Origin of the sequence: Streptomyces gobiensis, from assembly GCF_021216675.1 — a bacterium.
Taxonomy (GTDB): domain Bacteria; phylum Actinomycetota; class Actinomycetes; order Streptomycetales; family Streptomycetaceae; genus Streptomyces; species Streptomyces gobiensis.
This window is the reverse complement of the sequence record NZ_CP086120.1, coordinates 872214-890123: the sequence shown is the minus strand read 5'-3', so window position 1 is coordinate 890123 and position 17910 is coordinate 872214. Positions and strand designations below refer to the sequence as shown.

At 69.6% G+C, this 17910-nt stretch carries 16 protein-coding genes; 8 read left to right on the top strand and 8 right to left on the bottom strand.

Translation table 11 applies throughout. The features are described 5' to 3' along the window. Positions 1-81: 81 nt before the first annotated feature. Entirely contained in the window at positions 82-642 is a 561-nt protein-coding gene (locus tag test1122_RS04115) for an antibiotic biosynthesis monooxygenase (protein WP_232267790.1), read from the bottom strand. Between the two features lie 117 nt (positions 643-759). Here test1122_RS04115 and test1122_RS04110 point away from each other — a divergent pair, with 117 nt between their 5' ends. Genes test1122_RS04110 through test1122_RS04100 form a run of 3 tightly spaced genes read left to right on the top strand, consistent with a single transcriptional unit; the run spans position 760 to position 4549 of the window. Beyond that, on the top strand, positions 760-1290 hold the full coding sequence (locus test1122_RS04110) for a (2Fe-2S)-binding protein (RefSeq protein ID WP_422396924.1): 531 nt from the start codon (positions 760-762) through the stop codon (positions 1288-1290). Positions 1291-1304: 14 nt separating this feature from the next. After that, positions 1305-2300, top strand: a complete 996-nt coding sequence (locus test1122_RS04105; protein ID WP_232267789.1) for an FAD binding domain-containing protein — start codon at positions 1305-1307, stop codon at positions 2298-2300. Continuing rightward, complete coding sequence (locus tag test1122_RS04100; protein WP_232267788.1) at positions 2297-4549, top strand: xanthine dehydrogenase family protein molybdopterin-binding subunit; 2253 nt, start codon at positions 2297-2299, stop codon at positions 4547-4549. Before test1122_RS04105 ends, test1122_RS04100 begins: the two co-directional genes overlap by 4 nt. A 466-nt stretch (positions 4550-5015) precedes the next feature. Here test1122_RS04100 and test1122_RS04095 read toward each other — a convergent pair whose 3' ends face one another. The 3 genes from test1122_RS04095 to test1122_RS04085 all read right to left on the bottom strand — a co-directional run bounded on the left by test1122_RS04095 (position 5016) and on the right by test1122_RS04085 (position 8465). After that, on the bottom strand, positions 5016-5846 hold the full coding sequence (locus tag test1122_RS04095) for a polysaccharide deacetylase family protein (protein ID WP_232267787.1): 831 nt from the start codon (positions 5844-5846) through the stop codon (positions 5016-5018). Between the two features lie 127 nt (positions 5847-5973). Next, on the bottom strand, positions 5974-7299 hold the full coding sequence (locus test1122_RS04090) for an FAD-dependent oxidoreductase (RefSeq protein ID WP_232267786.1): 1326 nt from the start codon (positions 7297-7299) through the stop codon (positions 5974-5976). A gap of 266 nt (positions 7300-7565) precedes the next feature. Next, a complete protein-coding gene (locus test1122_RS04085) occupies positions 7566-8465 on the bottom strand; it encodes a TIGR01777 family oxidoreductase (protein ID WP_232271752.1) in 900 nt (299 codons plus the stop codon). Between the two features lie 42 nt (positions 8466-8507). Between test1122_RS04085 and test1122_RS04080 the strand changes: the two genes are divergently transcribed. After that, on the top strand, positions 8508-9014 hold the full coding sequence (locus test1122_RS04080) for a GNAT family N-acetyltransferase (protein WP_232267785.1): 507 nt from the start codon (positions 8508-8510) through the stop codon (positions 9012-9014). On the opposite strand, the gene test1122_RS04075 is transcribed toward test1122_RS04080, so the two are convergent. Continuing rightward, positions 9004-9525 (bottom strand): DUF4240 domain-containing protein, encoded by a 522-nt coding sequence (locus tag test1122_RS04075; RefSeq protein ID WP_232271751.1) that lies wholly within the window; start codon positions 9523-9525, stop codon positions 9004-9006. The genes test1122_RS04080 and test1122_RS04075 overlap by 11 nt on opposite strands. Positions 9526-9747: 222 nt before the next feature. Here test1122_RS04075 and test1122_RS04070 point away from each other — a divergent pair, with 222 nt between their 5' ends. Further along, complete coding sequence (locus tag test1122_RS04070) at positions 9748-10668, top strand: SDR family oxidoreductase (RefSeq protein ID WP_232271750.1); 921 nt, start codon at positions 9748-9750, stop codon at positions 10666-10668. On the opposite strand, the gene test1122_RS04065 is transcribed toward test1122_RS04070, so the two are convergent. Next, a complete protein-coding gene (locus tag test1122_RS04065) occupies positions 10659-11663 on the bottom strand; it encodes a helix-turn-helix transcriptional regulator (RefSeq protein WP_232267784.1) in 1005 nt (334 codons plus the stop codon). The genes test1122_RS04070 and test1122_RS04065 overlap by 10 nt on opposite strands. A 74-nt stretch (positions 11664-11737) precedes the next feature. Here test1122_RS04065 and test1122_RS04060 point away from each other — a divergent pair, with 74 nt between their 5' ends. Next, positions 11738-13264 (top strand): sodium-dependent transporter, encoded by a 1527-nt coding sequence (locus test1122_RS04060; RefSeq protein ID WP_232267783.1) that lies wholly within the window; start codon positions 11738-11740, stop codon positions 13262-13264. After that, the gene (locus test1122_RS04055; protein WP_232267782.1) at positions 13264-13392 is read left to right on the top strand and encodes a methionine/alanine import family NSS transporter small subunit; all 129 of its coding nucleotides are present in this window, start codon (positions 13264-13266) and stop codon (positions 13390-13392) included. The genes test1122_RS04060 and test1122_RS04055 overlap by 1 nt, the downstream gene beginning before the upstream one ends. A 73-nt stretch (positions 13393-13465) precedes the next feature. On the opposite strand, the gene test1122_RS04050 is transcribed toward test1122_RS04055, so the two are convergent. Then, positions 13466-14101: a hypothetical protein gene (locus tag test1122_RS04050; RefSeq protein ID WP_232267781.1), complete on the bottom strand. Its 636-nt coding sequence runs from the start codon at positions 14099-14101 to the stop codon at positions 13466-13468. Between the two features lie 501 nt (positions 14102-14602). Here test1122_RS04050 and test1122_RS04045 point away from each other — a divergent pair. Continuing rightward, positions 14603-15115, top strand: coding sequence for a GNAT family N-acetyltransferase (locus test1122_RS04045; protein WP_232267780.1), 513 nt, complete (start codon positions 14603-14605; stop codon positions 15113-15115). Positions 15116-15184: 69 nt separating this feature from the next. Here test1122_RS04045 and aceE read toward each other — a convergent pair whose 3' ends face one another. Next, the gene (gene aceE, locus test1122_RS04040; RefSeq protein ID WP_232267779.1) at positions 15185-17878 is read right to left on the bottom strand and encodes a pyruvate dehydrogenase (acetyl-transferring), homodimeric type; all 2694 of its coding nucleotides are present in this window, start codon (positions 17876-17878) and stop codon (positions 15185-15187) included. Positions 17879-17910 lie beyond the last annotated feature (32 nt).

The window sequence follows — 17910 nt, the reverse complement described above, 5'->3', positions numbered from 1 at the left end:
CACGCAAACGCGCACGCGCACGCGCACGCATGGGCCACCGGCACGGTCGGGCGACGGACCGCCGGGCGCCCGTTCAGTCGTTCAGTCGTTCGGGTACAGCCAGCGCCGGAACGCCCGGCTGAGCCAGGGCATCACGACATAGGTGAGCATCGGCGAGAGGAACAGCGGCAGCAGCGCCGCCTTGAGCGCCAGCGGCCAGCCGGGCAGCAGGGGAGTGACCAGCCCGGTGTAGGCGAGCACGAACGGGTAGACGCCGAGGACCGTGACCAGCACCATCTTCCAGCGGGCCGGTGGGTGCGCGACCCCGCCGGGCACGGTGAACCAGGACTCCATGCCGGTGGTGGTGAGGTGGGGGTGAGCCGCTGTGGCGATCCCCTGGAGCCTGTGGAGCCAGTCCGCCCGCTCCGGGGACTCCATCCAGCGCTCCAGGCTCTCGGTATCCCGGAAGCGTACGACGGCGTGGTAGCGACGGGAGCCGTTGTCCGGCCGTAGCCACGTGACGCCCTGCTGGCCGGGGAAGGCCGCTGCCGCCCGATGGATGCCATGGGCCCACCGCTCGAACTCGGCGTCCTTGCCGGGCTCGACGTTCCAGGTGAAGACGGCACTGACCTGGTCATCGTCGGCTGTTCGGGGGGCGCTCACGCTGTCTCCAGCCTAAGTGCGAATAGGGGCGTATGCGGCTAGTGTGCCCTTTGCGCTCATTTCTGCCATACAGGGAATGGCTGGAGTGGCTACGGAACCTCTGGAGGTGCGGGACTGGTGGCTGCCCATACGACGGAAACAGACAGGGTGGTGAGCACCGGCGGGCTGCCGGAACGCGGCCCCGGGCCGGTCAAGGTCGCCCTGTCGGTGAACGGCGTCGAGCAGGTCGTGGAGATCGAGCCACGGGTGAGCCTGCTGCAGGCGCTACGGGAGCACCTCTACCTCACCGGCGCCAAGCGGGGGTGTGACCAGGGCACCTGCGGCGCCTGCACGGTATGGGTCGATGACCGACGGGTCCTGGGGTGTCTCACCCTCGCCATCAGCTGTGAAGGCCGGGAGATCACCACGGTCGAGGGGCTGGCCGACGGCGACGAACTGCATCCCATGCAGCAGGAGTTCATCACTCATGACGCCTTCCAGTGCGGCTACTGCACCCCGGGCCAGATCATGTCGGCGGTCGCGCTGGTGAAGGAGGGGCACGCCGTCGACGATGCCCAGATCAAGGAGGGGATGAGCGGCAACATCTGCCGCTGCGCCGCGTATCCGAATATCAGGGCGGCCATTCGCGCGGCCCGCGACCGGGCCTGAGGAGCACTTTTCGCATGCGACCAGTCAGCTACTCCCGTGCCGCCGATGTGTCCGGCGCGGTCCAGACCGTCACCGCCGACCCGCTGAGCGACTTTCTGGCCGGTGGCACCACCGAGGTGGATCTGCTGCGGCAGAACGTGCTCTCCCCACGACGGCTTGTCGACATCAACGATCTGCCGCTCACCGCGATTGAGGAGCTGCCGCACGACGGAGTACGCATCGGGGCGCTGGCCCGGATGAGTGACGTCGCCAAGTCGGGCATGGTGCGGGAACGGTTTCCGATGGTCGCCCAGGCCCTGGAGCTGGGGGGTTCGGCGCAACTGCGCCAGATGGCCTCTATGGGGGGCAACCTCATGCAGCGGGTGCGCTGCGGCTACTACCGGGACGCCGAATCACCCTGCAACAAGCGCGACCCGGGAAGCGGTTGCAGCGCGCTGGAGGGCGTCAACCGCACCCATGCGGTGCTGGGCACCAGTGACCACTGCATCGCCACCCACCCCTCGGATGTCGCTGTCCCCCTGATGGCCCTGGACGCCCGCGTCCACACCCAGTCCACGGATGGCGAGCGGGTGTATGACTTCGACAGCTTCTTCCGGCTGCCCGACGACTCCCCGCACCGGGAACATCCACTGGGCCACGGTGAGCTGGTCACCTCCATCGAGGTGCCGGGCACCCCGCTGGCGCGTACCTCGCTCTATCTGAAGATCCGCGACCGGGCGTCCTACGAGTTCGCCCTGGTGTCCGTCGCCGCCGCGCTGAGCGTGGACCGGGGCGCTGTCAGCGGTGTACGGCTTGCGCTCGGCGGCGTCGCCACCAAGCCGTGGCGGGCCCGCCGTGCCGAACGGCTCCTGCTGGGCGCCGCCGCCCAGCGGGAGAACTACGCCCGGGCCGCCCGCGAGGAGCTGGCGCCGGCCCGTACCACCGCGATGAACGCCTTCAAGGTCGAACTCGCCCAGCGGGCGATCGTCCGCGCCCTGGAGACCCTCACCCAGCCCGGGAGCCCGGCATGAGCACCGTCACGGACTACACCGCGGACACGGCGATCGGCCAGCCGCTGGACCGGGTCGACGGCCGCCCCAAGGTCACCGGCGGCGCCCGCTACACCGCCGAGACCGCCCTGCCGGGCCTCACCCATGCCGTGCTGGTCGGCGCCCGGGTGCCCAGCGGCCGGATCACCACCATCGACACCGGGGAGGCCGAGGCGGCCGACGGTGTCCTGGCCGTACTCACCCATGCGAACCTGCCCAAGATCGCGGCCCAGCCCCCGCTCGTACCGTCCCTCGCGGGAGCCGCCGCGCCCGGCGAGACGTTCTTCCCGATGCAGGACGACACCGTGCACTACGCGGGGCAGCATGTCGCCGTCGTCATCGCCGACACCTATGAACGCGCCCTGTACGCGGCACACCTGGTCAAGATCAGCTACGCGGAGTCGGAGTCGGTCACCGTGCTGGACCAGGCACGCGACCAGGCGTACGAGCCCGAAGCCATCTTCGGGGGCTTTGTTCCGGGGCGTGTCGAGCGCGGCGATGTACGGGCCGGTCTGGAGAAGGCCGAGATCCAGCTGGAGGCCACGTACACCTTCGCCGCCAATCACCACAACGCCATCGAGACCTCGGCCACCACCGCGCAGTGGGACGGCGACCAGCTCACCCTGCATGACGCGACCCAGGGCGTGACCGCCACCCAGCACACCGTCGCCGCGCTGCTCGGCATCCCGCACTCCAAGATCCGGGTCATCGGCCACTACGTCGGCGGCAGCTTCGGCGGCAAGGCCATGGTCTGGCACCACTCGGCGCTGGCCGCGCTCGCCGCCCGGCACGTCGGACGGCCGGTGCGGCTCGCCCTCACCCGGGAGCAGATGTTCACCTCCTGCGGTCACCGGGAGGAGCAGGAGCAGCAGATCACGCTGGGCGCGGACCACGATGGACGGCTCACCGCGCTGCGTCACCACAAGCTCTCGCCCACCTCGCACTTCGACCACTGGGCCGAGCCCTCCCTCGGCGTTGCCGAACGGATGTACGCCTGCGACAACTACGAGGGCGTCTACCGGCTGATCCGCGCCAACACGATGACGCCGACCTTTATGCGCTGCCCGGGCGAGGCCACCGGTCTGTTCGCCCTGGAGTGCGCCATGGACGAACTCGCCGAACGGCTCAGCCGTGACCCGCTGGATCTGCGGCTACGCAACTTCGCCGAGGTCGATCCCAGCACCGGCAACCCCTGGTCCAGCCATGGCCTCAAGGAGTGCTACCAGCGCGGGGCCGAACGCTTCGGCTGGGAGCGGCGCGCCCATCCGCCCGTACGGGACGGCAATTGGATGATCGGGCTCGGCATGGCCGCCAGCGCCTATCCCGTCTACCCGCCCAGCAATCCACAGCGGGCCCGCGCCCGGGTCTACGCCGACGGTACGGCCGTTGTCCAGGCTGCCGTCTCCGACTTCGGCACCGGTGTGACCACCGCCATGACCCAGGTCGCCGCCGAGGCACTGGGACTGCCCGTGGAGCAGGTGCGCTTTGAGGGCGGCGACACCGATCTGCCCAATGTCGCGGCGGCCGTTGGCTCCTCCGGTGCCGGCATGATCAGCGCCGCTGTGCACTCCGCCGCGATCGCCCTGCGCGACCAGCTGATCGCCCAGGCCCTCGCCGACCCCGGCTCGCCGCTGCACGGCGCCGCCCCGGATGCGGTGATCCTGCGGGGCGGCCGTATGGTGCTGCGGGACCGTCCGGACAGCGGTGAGAGCTACGCGGAGATGTTGCGGCGCAACTTCCAGCCCGACGCGGAGGCCTCCGGCGCCTGGAGCCCGCCGGGCCGGGACGCCCCGTACGGGATGCTCACCTTCGGCGCCCAGTTCGCCGAGGTCGCCGTCGACCCCGGCCTCGGACTTGTCCGGGTGCGCCGGATGACCGGCGCCTTCGCGCCCGGCCGGGTGCTCAACGCCAAGACCGCCCGTAGCCAGCTGATGGGCGGGATGCTCTGGGGGCTCAGCCAGGCCCTGCTGGAAGCCAGCGTGATGGAGGCCAGGACCGGCCGCTGGGCCAATGCCAGCCTGGGTGAATACCTCGTCCCGGTCAACGCCGACGCCCCCGAGGTGGAGGTGGAGCTGGTCGAGGTGACGGACTCGGTGGTCAACCCGCTGGGTGTCAAGGGCGTCGGCGAGATCGGCCAGGCCGGGGCGGCCGCGGCCATCGCCAACGCGGTGCATCACGCTACGGGGCGTCGCATCCGCCAACTCCCCATCACCATCGAGTCCCTGCTGTAACGGGGCGGGGGTTTGTTTCCCCTGACCCGCCCCTTCCCGAAACTGGGGGCTCCGCCCCCAGACCCCGAGGTGTTGTGGCCACCCGAGCGCCACCGTGTTGTGGGCACTCGCAGCCCCGCGAGGCGCTGTGGGTGGGCACAACCCGGCCACCGGCCCGCACCGGACCAACCCCGGGGCCCCGGGGCGCAAGCCCCGGTTTCCGGGAAAGGGCGGGATACGGGGAACCCACCCACGGCACCCCCGCAGCCGGGCGAAGCCCCGCCGCGCGGTGCAGCCGCACACTGGCACAGCCGGGGAGGGGCGAGATACGGGGAACCCACCCACGGCACCGCCCGCAGCCGGGTGGAGCCCCGCCGCGCGGCGGAGCCGCATACCGGCACAGCCGGGAAGGGGCGGGAATTGGGGAAAACCCACCCACCGGTACCCCTGCAGCTGGGTGGATCCCCGCCGTGCGGCGGAGCCGGCGTCAGGTGAGTTGGACCATCGTGTAGCCCTGATCGATCAGGCGGGGCAGATAGTAGGCGAGCGCGGCGACCGTCTGCGAGCGGTCGCCGCCCCCATCGTGGGCCAGAACGATCGCACCGGGATGCGCCCCGGTCAGCACCCGCGACCGGATGGTCCTGGCCCCCGGGGTTTTCCAGTCCATCGTGTCGATGGACCAGCCCACAGGCTCCATCCCCAGTTCGGCACAGATCTTCAGTGAGGGCTTGTGCCAGGCGCCGTACGGCGCGCGGGCCAAGCGGGGCCCGGCCCCCAGGGCGCGTTCGATCAGATCGCAGGTGCGGCCCAGCTCCTTGCGTACCCGGCTGGTGGGGATCCGGTTGAGCTGCGGATGGCTCCAGGAGTGGTTGGCGATGACATGGCCGTGCTCGGCGATGGCCTTCACCAGATCCGGGTTCCAGACGGCGTTCTCGCCGATGATGAAGAAGGTGGCCCGGGTGTCGTGCTGGCGCAGGATCCGCAGGATGGCTGGGGTCTGCCGGGGGTGCGGGCCATCGTCGAAGGTCAGGGCGATCTTCTTGCCCGGCTCGCGGAGCGTGCGCTGGGCGGTCTCACGGGGGGCGACCGGGCGCCGCTGTGGCCCGGCCGGTGGCATTCGGGCGGTGCCCAGGAGGGGACGCAGCCGGTAGGCGGACTCGGCGGTCGTACGAGCGTCGTCGGGATGTGCGGCGAAGATGCCCGAGCCGGGTGCGTGGGCTGGTGGGGCGGTCACCGTGCGGTAGACGCCGAGCAGCCCGAGGCAGGCGACGCCACGCAGCAGCATGCGGCGAGAAGAGCTGGATTTGTCGTATTGCATGACTTACTGGTCTCACGCGCTGTGCCCGATGCCGCTCTTCGACACCGTGTCCGGGCGGACTGCACCCGTACGCATTCCCCAGCGCGCGCGATGCCCGAAGGGCGCCTAACGTGTCATGGAGGCACCCCTACGCGGCTGTTCGCGCCGCCGCGAGCGCGGCGGTACGGACTCCGAAGTCCCGGCAGATCGCACTGGCCGCCCGCCGGGCCGAGTGCAGCGCACCCTGCGGGGTGCCCGTATCGCGGTGGTCGCCGCAGACATAGAGGCCGGACAGCATCCGCACCGGCCGGTGCGCGTCGTGCGGGGCGGGCATGGCGGGCACGGCGTACGGCTCGTGGTGCGCGGCGATCAGCTCCCACTGCTCGGCGGGCGCGCCGTGCAGCGCGCCGAGTTGGGGCCGGGCCGCCTTGTCGAGCGCCGTGACCGAGTCACGCGCGTTTCGCCCCAGCACCACCGAGGTCACGAGCGTACGGCCCGGCAGGGCACGGGAAGGATCGACCGCTGAGGCGACCATCGTGTGGGAGACCGGTCCGCGCCGGTCCGCCTCCAGCAGGAGAGAGGTGTCGGCGGGCGGCGGCGCCGCGTCCGCCGCGTGGTGCAGCACGGTCACCGGGTGGAAGCCCGGCACCCGCAGCCCCGGCAGCAGCTCCGCCGCGTTCTGGGCGCCGGTGGCGATCAGGACCGCGCGGCAGCCGAGCGTGCCATGGGCGGCCGTCTCCACCGCGTTGGTCGCGATGCGGACGGCCCGTACGCCGGTACGGACCGTACCGGGCGGCAGCCCACCGGCCAGCAGCTCGGGCACCGTGGCCGCGCCTCCCGCGGGCAGACACAGCCCGCGCCGGGCGAAGTCGCGCAGCGCCAGATCAACCACCTGGCTGGAGGTGGTGAGCCCGGGGTCGCAGAGCAGCGCCCCGACCAGCGGCCGCACCAGCGCGTCGGCCGTACGCCCCCGGATGCCCCGGGCGGACAGCGCCCGGGCGGCGGGGAGTTCGGCCCGGGCACGCAGCCGGGGCACCGGGGTAGTGGCGAGCCGGGCGAGCTGGCCGCGTAGCCGAGCGGCGTCCAGCGCATAGGTGAGGGCGCGCGGCGTATGGCGTGCGCCCCCTGTGCTCCCGCAGGGCCGCAGCGACCGGCTGCCACAGATCCGCACGGTACGGTCAGCGCCCCGGATCAGCGCTCCGGGGGAGAAGGGCCGCAGGGCGAGGGCGGCCAAGCCGGGACAGCGGGTCAGCTCCGCCCAGTCCGGGCAGAGGAGTTGCCCGCCCTGGTCGAGCCGGTAGCCGTCGAACCGCTCGGTGGCCATCCGGCCGCCCACCCGCCCGGTGGCCTCCAGCACGGTGACGGCCAGCCCGGCACTGGTCAGATGATGTGCCGCGGCGAGCCCGGCGAGTCCGGCTCCGACGATGACGACATCCACGGCGTCCGTGCGACGTATGGGTGCAGTGCTGAGCACGTGCCCTCCCCGAGGTCGTAACCCGATGCCGAGCTGATGCCCTCAACCGGCGCGACCAATGCTCGGTCGGCACGACGATACGGAGGCAGGCCGTCCGGGGCAGTCGCGCAGCGACAGAGCACGGTCGCAAGCCGGTCGCACGCGAGGCGAACCCCGATACGGGGCGGGCCGGAGCGTTGGGGTTGGTGTGGGTGGTGGGTTGCGTAGAGGCGTGGCCGGTCGAACCGCGACGGGGTGGGCGGGAGGAACCCTGATGCGGGTCCTCCCTACCGCAGTGCCGCCCGGATCGCGTCGTCGATGCGGGGGAAGGCAAAAGTGAAGCCGGACTCCAGCAGCTTCACGGGGATCACCCGGAAGCTGCCCAGGACATCATCGGCGAACTCACCGACGGCCAGCCGCAGCACGGGCGCCGGGACGGCGGCGAAGGTCGGCCGGCGCAGCACCCGGCCCATGGCGGCGGTCACTTCCCGGTTGGTGACCGGATCGGGGGCGGTCAGATTGACCGGCCCGGAGACCGTGGCGTTGTCCAGCACAAAGCGCAGAGCGGCGACATGGTCGTGCAGCGCGATAAAGCTCCAGTACTGCCGCCCGTTGCCCATCCGGCCGCCAAGTCCCGCCTTGAAGACGGGGAAGAGCCTGCCCCAGGCGCCTCCCTGCTGCGCTACGGCCAGCCCACTGCGGGCGTGGACGGTCCGTACCCCGGCCCGCTCGGCCGGGGCCGTGGCCGCCTCCCACTCCTGGCAGACCTCGGCGAGGAAGCCACTGCCCGGCGGATCGCTCTCATCGACCGCGCGGTTACCGGTGTCGCCGTAATAGTTGATGCCGCTGGCGCTCACCAGGGTGTGCGGCGGGGTGTCAAGAGAGGCGATCGCCTCGGCGATGGTGGTGGTGCCCAGCACCCGGCTGTCCCGGATCTCCCGCTTGTACGCGGCCGTCCACCGCTTGTCGCCGACGCCCGCGCCCGCCAAGTGGACAACGGCTTCGCAGCCGGCCAGCCCGGCCGTATCGACATAACCCCCCTTGGGGTCCCACTGGACTTCGTCTCCCGTCTTGGCGGGACGCCGCACCAGCCGCACCACCTCGTGACCGTCGGCGTGCAGCGAGCGGACAAGGGCGGAGCCGATAAGTCCGGTTGATCCGGTGATCGCGATACGCATGCGACCAATCCTGGTGGACGGGGGAGCGGAACGCGAGGCACAGTGGCGCGCATGCTCCACGCTGTGACCATCCGTGCGGCCGTACCCGCCGACGGTGTGCCGCTGGCCGAGCTGGACCGGCGCATCTGGTCCCCGTTGCACGCCGTGTCACCACGGCCCCGGCCCCCGTACCGCCCGCTCTTCGACGCGACGCACCCGCCCCGGCAGCATCTCATCGCTGAGCTCGACGGCCGTATCGCGGGCTATATCCGGGTCGTCCCGCCCACCCCGCTCGCCAGCAATGCCCATGTACGGCAGATCCAGGGCCTCGCGGTGGACAACTGGGCGCGGGGCAGGGGTGTGGCGCGGGCACTGCTGCGGTCGGCGATGGATGCCTCCCGGCGGCAGGGAGCGGTACGTATCACCCTGCGGGTGCTGAGCCACAACGTTCCGGCGCGGGCGCTCTACGCTTCCGAGGGATTCGCCGTGGAGGGTGTGCTGCCGGGGGAGTTCCTGCTGGAGGGTGAGTACATCGACGATGTGCTGATGGGGCGCTCGCTGGCCGGACTCACGCCTTGAAACGTGCCCAGAGCCTGGGGAAACGGTCCGCCATGACCTGGTCGTTCTCAAAGTCGATCGGCGTGCCCTCCGGCTCCTCCGGTGGCTCGGGCAGCCCCAGCTCCGGCAGCTCGGACCCGATCAGCTGTTCGTACGCTTCGTCGGCCGCATAACCGAGTTCCTCGCCATCACCGTCGACCTCTGCGTCGAAGTCCTCAAGGAGCTCGGCGAGCGCGTCCGGGTCATTGTGCAGCGCGCCCTCGAACACCTCCCGGCCCTGCCCGATCAGCCAGCAGCGGAAGGCGTCGAAGACATCGTCGCTGGCCCCGTCCAGCAGTACCCAGGCCGCGCCCCACAGATCCCAGCGGTAGGCGCGGTTGTAGCGGGCCTCGAAGTGACGGGCGAAGTCGGTGACGGTCTCCGGGTCGAGCTGGACAAGCCGCTCGACAAGCAGCTCAGCCTGGTCCACCGGGTCGCCCTCGGCGGCCGCCCGGCTGCTGTCGATGAGTTCCCAGAACTCGTCCTCGTGCATCGTCACGGGACCAGCATCAGCCCTGCCGCCCCGCCACGCACGTGGAGTCACCCAGATGCGGCTGTGTCGTTACCGGGGTGCTCCCTGGGGCCCGGGTGATGCCGGATGATGCCGGATGTTCTCGGGGAAAGTCAGACAGAAGGTGTCTGATATCGCTGACAGGGTCTCTTCGAACGCATAACGCGGCAGAGAACCGCAGTGGGAGGAAGCAGATACGTGAGCGTGAGCACGCACAAGCCGCTGACCGGCAAGGTGGCGCTGGTGGCGGGCGCCACCCGGGGCGCGGGCCGGGCGATGGCCGTGGAGCTGGGGCGGGCCGGGGCGGTCGTCTACGCGACCGGCCGCACCACCCGCGAGCGGGTGAGCGAGGTCGGCCGGTCCACCGAGACGATCGAGGAGACAGCGGAGCAGGTGACGGCCGCGGGCGGCATCGGGATCGCGGTGCGTACCGACCACCTCGTACCGGAGGAGGTAGCGGACCTGGTCGAGCGGATCGACCGGGAGCAAGGACGGCTGGACATCCTGGTCAATGACATCTGGGGCGGTGACCATCTGCTCACCTTCGGGAAGAAGCTGTGGGAGCTCGACCTGGACGAGGGGCTGCGGATGCTGCGGCTCGGCGTGGAAACCCACCTGGTCACCAGCCACGCCGCGCTGCCACTGCTGATCCGGCGGCCCGGCGGTCTGGCGATCGAGGTGACCGACGGCACGGCCGAGTCCAACAAGGGCTACCGCGAGAGCTTCTTCTACGACCTGGCCAAGTACGCCCCGATCCGGATGGCGCAGGGGCTCGCCGCCGAACTGAAGGAGTACGGCGGCGTGGGGGTCTGCGTCACCCCCGGCTTTCTGCGCTCCGAGCAGATGCTGGACCACTTCGGCGTGACCGAGGAGAACTGGCGCGACGCGGTCAAGCAGGATCCGCACTTCGCGATCGCTGAGTCGCCGCTGCTGATCGGCCGGTGTGTGGCCGCCCTGGCGAGCGATCCCGAGGTGGCGCGCTGGAACGGTCAGGCCCTTTCCAGCGGGCAGCTCGCCCGCGAATACGGCGTTACGGACGCCGACGGCTCGCAGCCGGACGCCTGGCGGTATATCGCCGAGGTCGCCATCGGCGGCAAGGACGCGAACGCCGCTGACTACCGCTGACCGTGGCCGTGACAGTGACGGTTAAGGTGCCGGTGTCCGTAGAGCGCCGCCATCCCGTCCGCCGCCTGAGCGAAGCGCTCGCGCAGCGCGGCGGGCGCCAGCACCTCGGCCTCCGGGCCCAGGGCGAGGAGCTGACTGTAGGCCACCTCCAGTGACTCGACGGGCAGGGTGACGGTGATCCACCCCTGCCCGTCGCGCTCGCCCTCCGCCACGGCCTCATCCGCGGCGGTCCGGTCGGTGGTGTACCGCAGCCGCCGCGCCCCGGCCTCCGACAGCCGCAGGACGACCTCCGCCCGGAGAATCGACCGGGCGAAAGCGGCCGCACGCTCCGCCCAGAAGCCGGGCAGATCGAACACCTCATCCCGTACGAACCGCTCCTCACCCACGGCCACCGCCGTAAACCGGTCCACCCGGTAGACCCGGAAGTCCTCGTCCACGCCCGCCACGAGATACCACACGCCCGCCTTGAGCACGAGCCCGTACGGCTCCAACTCCCGCTCGGCCTCTTCGTCCTGACGGCGGTAGCGCACGCTGATCCGGCGGTCGTCCCAGACCGCGTCCGCGATAACGGCCAGCAGCTCCGGGGTCTCCGGCTCCTGCCACCAGCCAGGCGCGTCCAGATGAAACCGCTGCGCCACGCTGCTCTGCGCATCGCCCAGCTCGGGACTGAGCGCCGCCGACACCTTCAGCCGCGCCGCCGACGCCGCATCCGCGAGCCCCATGTCCCGCAGCGCGGACGGCACCCCGGACAGAAACAGCGCTTCGGCCTCACTGCGCCCCATCCCGGTCAGCCGCGTCCGGTAGCCGCCAACCAGCCGGTACCCGCCAGCCCGTCCCCGGTCTGCGTATACCGGCACCCCAGCCTCTGACAGCGCGGCCACATCCCGTACTACGGTGCGTTCGGATACCTCCAGCTCCTCGGCGAGTTCGGCGGCGGTCATCGCCCGCCGTGCCTGAAGCAACAACACCATCTTGATCAGCCGGGCAGCGCGCATAGAGGCATTGTGCGGCTTCGGCTGGCGTCGCTGCTAACGTTCAGTCACCTATACAGTCACCAAGGAATCCAACTATGGCCAATCAACCCCGCGAACAGTGGGGCACTCGTGCGGGCTTCCTGCTGGCCGCGATCGGTTCAGCGATCGGGCTCGGCAATATCTGGAGATTCCCAGCCGAGGCATTCAGGAACGGTGGTGGAGCATTCCTGCTCCCCTACCTCATCGCCCTGCTCACCGCAGGTCTCCCGCTGCTGATCATGGAATATACGATCGGCCGCAAGCACCGTAAGTCACCGCCCGCGGCCTACCGCCAACTGGCCGGTCCCGCCCAGTTCATCGGCTGGTGGCAGGTCACGATCTGCTTTGTGATCGCCACCTACTACGCGGTCATCCTCGCCTATGCCGTGCGCTACGTCGGCTTCTCCGTCGGGCAGCAGTGGGGCAACAGCCCTGATGAGTTCCTGATCGTGAACTTCCTGCAGCGCGCCGAGCAGCCCGGGGCCATGTCCGCGTATGTCAGCGGAGTGTTCTGGCCGCTGCTCGCCGTCTGGGTGGCTGTGCTGATCATCCTCGTCTTCGGCGTCCGGCGCGGCATTGAACGCGCCAACAAGATCTTTATTCCGCTGCTGGTCATCTTCTTTGTGATCCTGGTGATCCGGGCGTTGACGCTGGAGGGTGCGGTCGTCGGTCTCGACGCCTTCTTCTCGCCCGACTGGGGAGCACTCAGAGACGGCAAGGTCTGGGTCGCGGCCTACGGACAGATCTTCTTCTCGCTGTCCATCGGCTTCGGCATCATGATCACCTACGCCTCGTATCTGCGGCGCCGCGCCGACCTCACCGGCTCCGCCCTGGTGGCCGGTCTGGCCAACAGCTCCTTTGAACTGCTGGCGGGCATCGGCGTCTTCTCGACGCTGGGCTTCCTGGCCGTCAACTCCGGCAAGGAGGTCGGCGACGTCGTCGAGGGTGGTCTCGGGCTGGCCTTTATCGCCTTCCCGACGATCATCTCCAATATGCCGTTGGGCACCTTCTTCGGGGTGCTGTTCTTCGGTTCACTGGTGATCGCCGGATTGTCCTCGCTGATCAGCATCGTGCAGGTGGTCGTATCCGCGGTGCAGGACCGGACCGGACTGGGCCGGGTGCCCTCGGTGTTCCTGTGCGGCGGCGCTGTGGCGCTCGCCTCCCTTGTGCTGTTCCCGACCGATACCGGGCTCTATCTACTCGACGCCTCCGACCACTTCATCAACCAGTACGGCATCGCTCTCGCCGCGCTGGTCAGCGTGGTGACGGTGGCATGGCTGCTGCGTCGGCTGCCACAGCTGCAGAAGAACGCCGACGCGACCTCCGCGGTGCGGCTCGGCCACTGGTGGCGCATCTGCCTCGGGGTGATCACCCCGCTGGTGCTGGGCTGGATGCTCGTGGATGCGTTCCGCCAGGAGCTCGCGGAAAACTACGCGGAGCTCCCGACCACGTTCCTGCTCTGGGCCGGATGGGGGGTCGCCATCGGTGCGCTCCTCATCGCTGTCCTCCTCGCCCTGATCCCCTGGCGGCGGGGCGGCGCGGCCGAGTTGGATGAGGACTCCCTGGATGAGAGGAGCCGCTGATGTCGGCTGGTGCCATTGTGATGATGATCGGCTCCATCGCCATTGTATGGGGCGGGCTGCTCGCGGCCATCCTCAAGCTGCGCACTCTCCCCGATGTGCAGCAGGAGTCCGACTCCTCGGCGGAATAGGCGGGTTGAACCGCAGAGTGAGCGGGGCCCGGCACGCCGGGCCCCGCTCAGTTTCTTTCCTGCCGGGCACGGCTCAGTACTTGCACATCAGGGAGTTGGGGCAGAGCTTCTTGCCCATATTCCGGGAGAACTTCTTCCAGGTCTGCTTCGCGAAGGACTTGTTGGCCGAGTCCGGTACGGAAGGCTTGGCGACGTAGGCCCAGACGCGCAGCTTCAGGTTCTTGTTCTTGTCCTGGTACCAGTGGAAGTAGACCTTCGACCCGGCGCCGTCGAAGTGTCCCTTCTGCGCGGTGAACATCCAGCTATAGCCCTTGCGGTTGTAATACTTAACCGGGGCGTTCTTGCAGAACAGGCCGGCGGCGCAGGCCTTCAGCTTGATGTGCTGGCCTTGCTTGGGGAAGGCCTTGGGGGCTCCCTTGACCGGAAACGTGCAGTTGAAGCACTTCTTGAGCTGGGACCATGCCTTCTTCGGGTGAGCCTTGACCGTCGCTCGGGAACAGCCTGTGATGCTGCTTGAGCAGTCCTTCTTCACAAAGAAGCGGTAGTCATACAGCTTTCGCAGCTTGGCCTTCTTCGCCGCGGGCGCCGCGGGTGCCGCCGTCGCCGCGGGCGCCGCCGTCGTGGCGGTCTCGGCCTTGGCCGCTGTGGCAGCCGGTGCGGCACCCAGCAATAGCGCGCCGGTGAGGACGGCTATGAAGAGTTTCCTCATCAGGGTCATTTTTCCTTCCTGCAGGGGGAGTTGGCGCCCGTACAGTAACCGATGACGACCGCAAGCGCTATCGATATGCATCGGCATGCATAATTCCGCTTAGCGGGTCGGGCGGTCGCTTTTGGCAGTGCGGTATTGCCGTCTGACTAACCGTCTGACTACTCGCTCTTGCCCGCGTAGCGGGCGACGGTCTTGTCGCGGGCCCGGCGGCCTTCGCGGAGGCGAGCCAAGTGTCCAGATTATGCATCGTGTTGCTGGCCACCTCCTGGCCATGGCGACAGCTGCGGCCAGCCCTCGGCGCCTCCCGGCAGAAGATTGACCGGCTGCTGCACCGGTCGCGGGTGTGCGGTCGGCTTGGCCGAGCGTCCAGGCGGCAGAGGGGCTGATCAGACTGAATCTGGCGGACGGTGGCAAGGTTGGGTCACCTGTAGAGCCGGAACGTCACCGCACGGAATGTCCACGACGGTGGCTGATAAGGCCCCGATATGAAGGGAGAACGGAATGCCAGCGGTGCGCCAGGCCCGTGTCTCCGACCACCGAACGCTTGTCGAGTGCGTGCGCGAGTGGTGGGGTGACTCACGCACCCCTGATCAGGCCCGTGAGTTGTCCCTGTTGCTGCCGAAGCTGTTCTTGCAGTTCTTCTCCAGCACCAGCCTGGTGCTGGAGGATGAGGCAGGGATCAAGGCGTTTCTGGTTGGCTTCTACTCCGCCGACAACGCGAACGAGGCCTATGTCCACTTCGTAGGAGTGGATCCGGCGCTGCGTGGGCAGGGCCTGGGTCGCAGGCTCTACACGGTGTTCCTCCAACGCGCCGCCCGGGCGGGCCGCCAGGAGGTGCGTGCGATCACCTCGCCAGCGAACACCGGGTCTGTCGCGTTTCACCAGGCCATGGGGTTCGACCTCGAAAAGGGTGACCGCGAGATCGACGGCCTGTTCGTACACAGCGACTATGACGGGCCCGGGCAGGACCGGGTGTGCTTCTACCGGAGGATCGCGCTGTGTCAAGAGGCGTGATCCGGGCCGGAAACCACCGCGGCCGCATCCCGGCACTGCCGGGATGCGGCCGCGGGGCCGTAGGGGCGGTCAGGCCAGGCCGTAGGCCTCGGCGGCCCGCCGCACTGTTTCGTGCTTGACCTCGCCACGGCGGGCGAGCTGGGCCAGCGCCGCCACGGTGATGGACTGGGCGTCGACACCAAAGTGACGGCGGGCGTTCTCGCGAGTGTCGGAGAGACCGAAGCCGTCAGTGCCCAGAGAGGAGTAGTCCTGCGGGACCCACTGGCTGATCTGGTCCGGCACCTGGCGCATCCAGTCGCTGACCGCGAGGACCGGGCCGGGAGCGCCTTCCAGCACCCGGGTCACATAGGGGGTGCGGTCCTCGCCGTGGAGGGCGGCGGCGTCGCATTCCAGCGCGTCGCGGCGCAGCTCGCCCCAGGAGGTGGCGGACCAGATGTCGGCGGCCACACCCCAGTCGTCGGCGAGAAGTCGCTGGGCCTCCAGGGCCCAGTGGATGGCCGTGCCGGAGGCCAGCAGCTGGAGGCGGGGGGCCTCGGCGGCAGCGGTCCCCTCGAGCTCCGCCTCCTTGAAGCGGTAGAGGCCCTTGATGATGCCTTCCTCGACGCCTTCCGGCATCGCGGGCTGGACCTTGGGCTCGTTGTAGACCGTCAGGTAGTAGAAGACGTTCTCGTTCTTCTCGGGGTCCGGGCCGTACATCCGGCGCAGGCCGTCCTTGACGATGACGCCGATCTCATAGGCGAAGGCCGGGTCATAGCTCAGCGCCGCCGGGTTGGTGGCGGCGATCAGCGGAGAGTGGCCGTCCGCGTGCTGAAGGCCCTCACCGGTGAGCGTCGTACGGCCCGCGGTGGCACCGATGACGAAGCCACGGCCGAGCTGGTCGCCGAGCGCCCAGAACTGGTCGGCGGTGCGCTGCCAGCCGAACATCGAGTAGAAGATGTAGAAGGGGATCATCGGTTCGCCGTGGGTGGCGTACGAGGTCGCCGCGGCGGTGAAGTCCGCCATGGCCCCCGCTTCGGTGATGCCCTCGTTGAGGATCTGGCCGTCCTTGGCTTCCTTGTAGTACATCAGCTGGTCGCGGTCGACCGGATCGTACGTCTGGCCGAGGGGGGAGTAGATCCCGGCGGACGGGAAGAGCGCCTCCATACCGAACGTACGGGCCTCGTCGGGGACGATCGGAACCCAGCGCTTACCGGTCTCCTTGTCCCGCATCAGATCCTTGGCCAGCCGCACAAAGGCCATGGTGGTGGCGATCTCCTGGGAGCCGGAGCCCTTCTCCATCGCCTTGAAGGGCCGGTCCGCGGGCTCGGGCAGCGCGACCGGGTGCACCTTGCGGGCCGGGGCCGGGCCGCCGAGTGCGGCGCGGCGCTCCTGGAGGTAGCGGACCTCGGGGGAGTCGGCGCCGGGATGCGCGTACGGGACGAGCTCATCGTCGAGCCTGCTGTCCGGGATGGGAAGTTCGAGCAGGTCCCGCATGGCGCGGAACTCCTTGCCCGTCAGCTTCTTCATCTGGTGGTTGGCGTTGCGCGACTCAAAGCCGGGGCCGAGCGTATAGCCCTTCACCGTCTGGGCGAGGATCACGCTGGGCGCGCCCTGATGCGCTACGGCGGCCCGGTACGCGGCGTACACCTTGCGCGGCTCGTGGCCCGCGCGGGAGGTGTGGAAGCACTCGGCGATCTTGGCGTCGGACAGCAGCTTCGCCATCTCCGCCAGCGCCGGGTCGGCGCCGAAGAAGTGTTCGCGGATGTAGGCCACATCGCGGGTGGCGTACGTCTGGAACTGGGCGTCCGGGACCTCACGCAGACGGCGGAGCAGCGAGCCGGTGGTGTCGAGCTGGATCAGCTCATCCCAGGCGGTGCCCCAGAGCGACTTGATGACATTCCAGCCCGCCGCGCGGAACTGGGCCTCCAGCTCCTGCACGATCTTGAAGTTGGCGCGGACCGGGCCGTCGAGGCGCTGAAGGTTGCAGTTGATGACGAAGGTGACGTTGTCGAGCTGTTCCCGGGCGGCGAGCGCAAGGGCGGCGGTCGACTCGGGCTCGTCCATCTCGCCGTCGCCGAGGAAGGCCCATACGTGCGAGGCGGAGGTGTCCTTGATGCCGCGGTTGGCCAGATAGCGGTTGAAGCGCGCCTGGTAGATCGCGGAGAGCGGGCCAAGGCCCATGGAAACGGTGGGGAACTCCCACATCCAGGGCAGCCGCCGCGGGTGCGGATAGGAGGGCAGCCCCTTGCCGCCCGCCTCCTGGCGGAAGTGGTCCAGCTGCTGCTCGGTGAGGCGGCCGTCGAGGAAGGCACGGGCGTAGATACCGGGGGAGGCGTGGCCCTGGATGTAGAGCTGATCGCCGGACCCGTCCTCCGCCTCCTTGCCGCGGAAGAAGTGCTGGAAGCCGGTCTCATAGAGCCAGGCGGCGGAGGCGAAGGTGGCGATATGGCCGCCGACGCCGTAGCGGCTGCCACGGGTGACCATCGCGGCGGCGTTCCACCGGTTCCAGGCGGTGATACGCGCCTCCATCGCCTCATCGCCGGGGAAGTCCGGCTCGGCGGCGGTGGGGATGGTGTTGACGTACTCCGTCTCCAGCAGCGAGGGCACCTGGAGCCCGCTGTGCTGGGCGTGCTCGACGGTCCGGCGCACCAGGTAGCTGGCGCGCTGCGGGCCCGCGGCCTTGGCGACGGCGTCCAGGGACTCGCGCCACTCGGCGGTCTCCTGGGGGTCGCGGTCCGGGAGCTGGTCGAGCTCGCTCGGCTGAGTGCGGGTGGGGTCGGTCATGGCGGCCGCCTTCCGGATGGGGACGGTGAGGT

Bases quoted from the DNA above. Each gene is read 5' to 3' on its own strand.
- test1122_RS04105 (WP_232267789.1), top strand. From the start codon at position 1,305: ATGCGACCAGTCAGCTACTCCCGTGCCGCCGATGTGTCCGGCGCGGTC.
- test1122_RS04100 (WP_232267788.1), top strand. From the start codon at position 2,297: ATGAGCACCGTCACGGACTACACCGCGGACACGGCGATCGGCCAGCCG.
- test1122_RS04095 (WP_232267787.1), bottom strand. From the start codon at position 5,846: ATGCAATACGACAAATCCAGCTCTTCTCGCCGCATGCTGCTGCGTGGC.
- test1122_RS04080 (WP_232267785.1), top strand. From the start codon at position 8,508: ATGCTCCACGCTGTGACCATCCGTGCGGCCGTACCCGCCGACGGTGTG.
- test1122_RS04075 (WP_232271751.1), bottom strand. From the start codon at position 9,525: ATGCACGAGGACGAGTTCTGGGAACTCATCGACAGCAGCCGGGCGGCC.
- test1122_RS04065 (WP_232267784.1), bottom strand. From the start codon at position 11,663: ATGCGCGCTGCCCGGCTGATCAAGATGGTGTTGTTGCTTCAGGCACGG.
- test1122_RS04060 (WP_232267783.1), top strand. From the start codon at position 11,738: ATGGCCAATCAACCCCGCGAACAGTGGGGCACTCGTGCGGGCTTCCTG.
- test1122_RS04055 (WP_232267782.1), top strand. From the start codon at position 13,264: ATGTCGGCTGGTGCCATTGTGATGATGATCGGCTCCATCGCCATTGTA.
- test1122_RS04050 (WP_232267781.1), bottom strand. From the start codon at position 14,101: ATGAGGAAACTCTTCATAGCCGTCCTCACCGGCGCGCTATTGCTGGGT.
- test1122_RS04045 (WP_232267780.1), top strand. From the start codon at position 14,603: ATGCCAGCGGTGCGCCAGGCCCGTGTCTCCGACCACCGAACGCTTGTC.
- aceE (WP_232267779.1), bottom strand. From the start codon at position 17,878: ATGACCGACCCCACCCGCACTCAGCCGAGCGAGCTCGACCAGCTCCCG.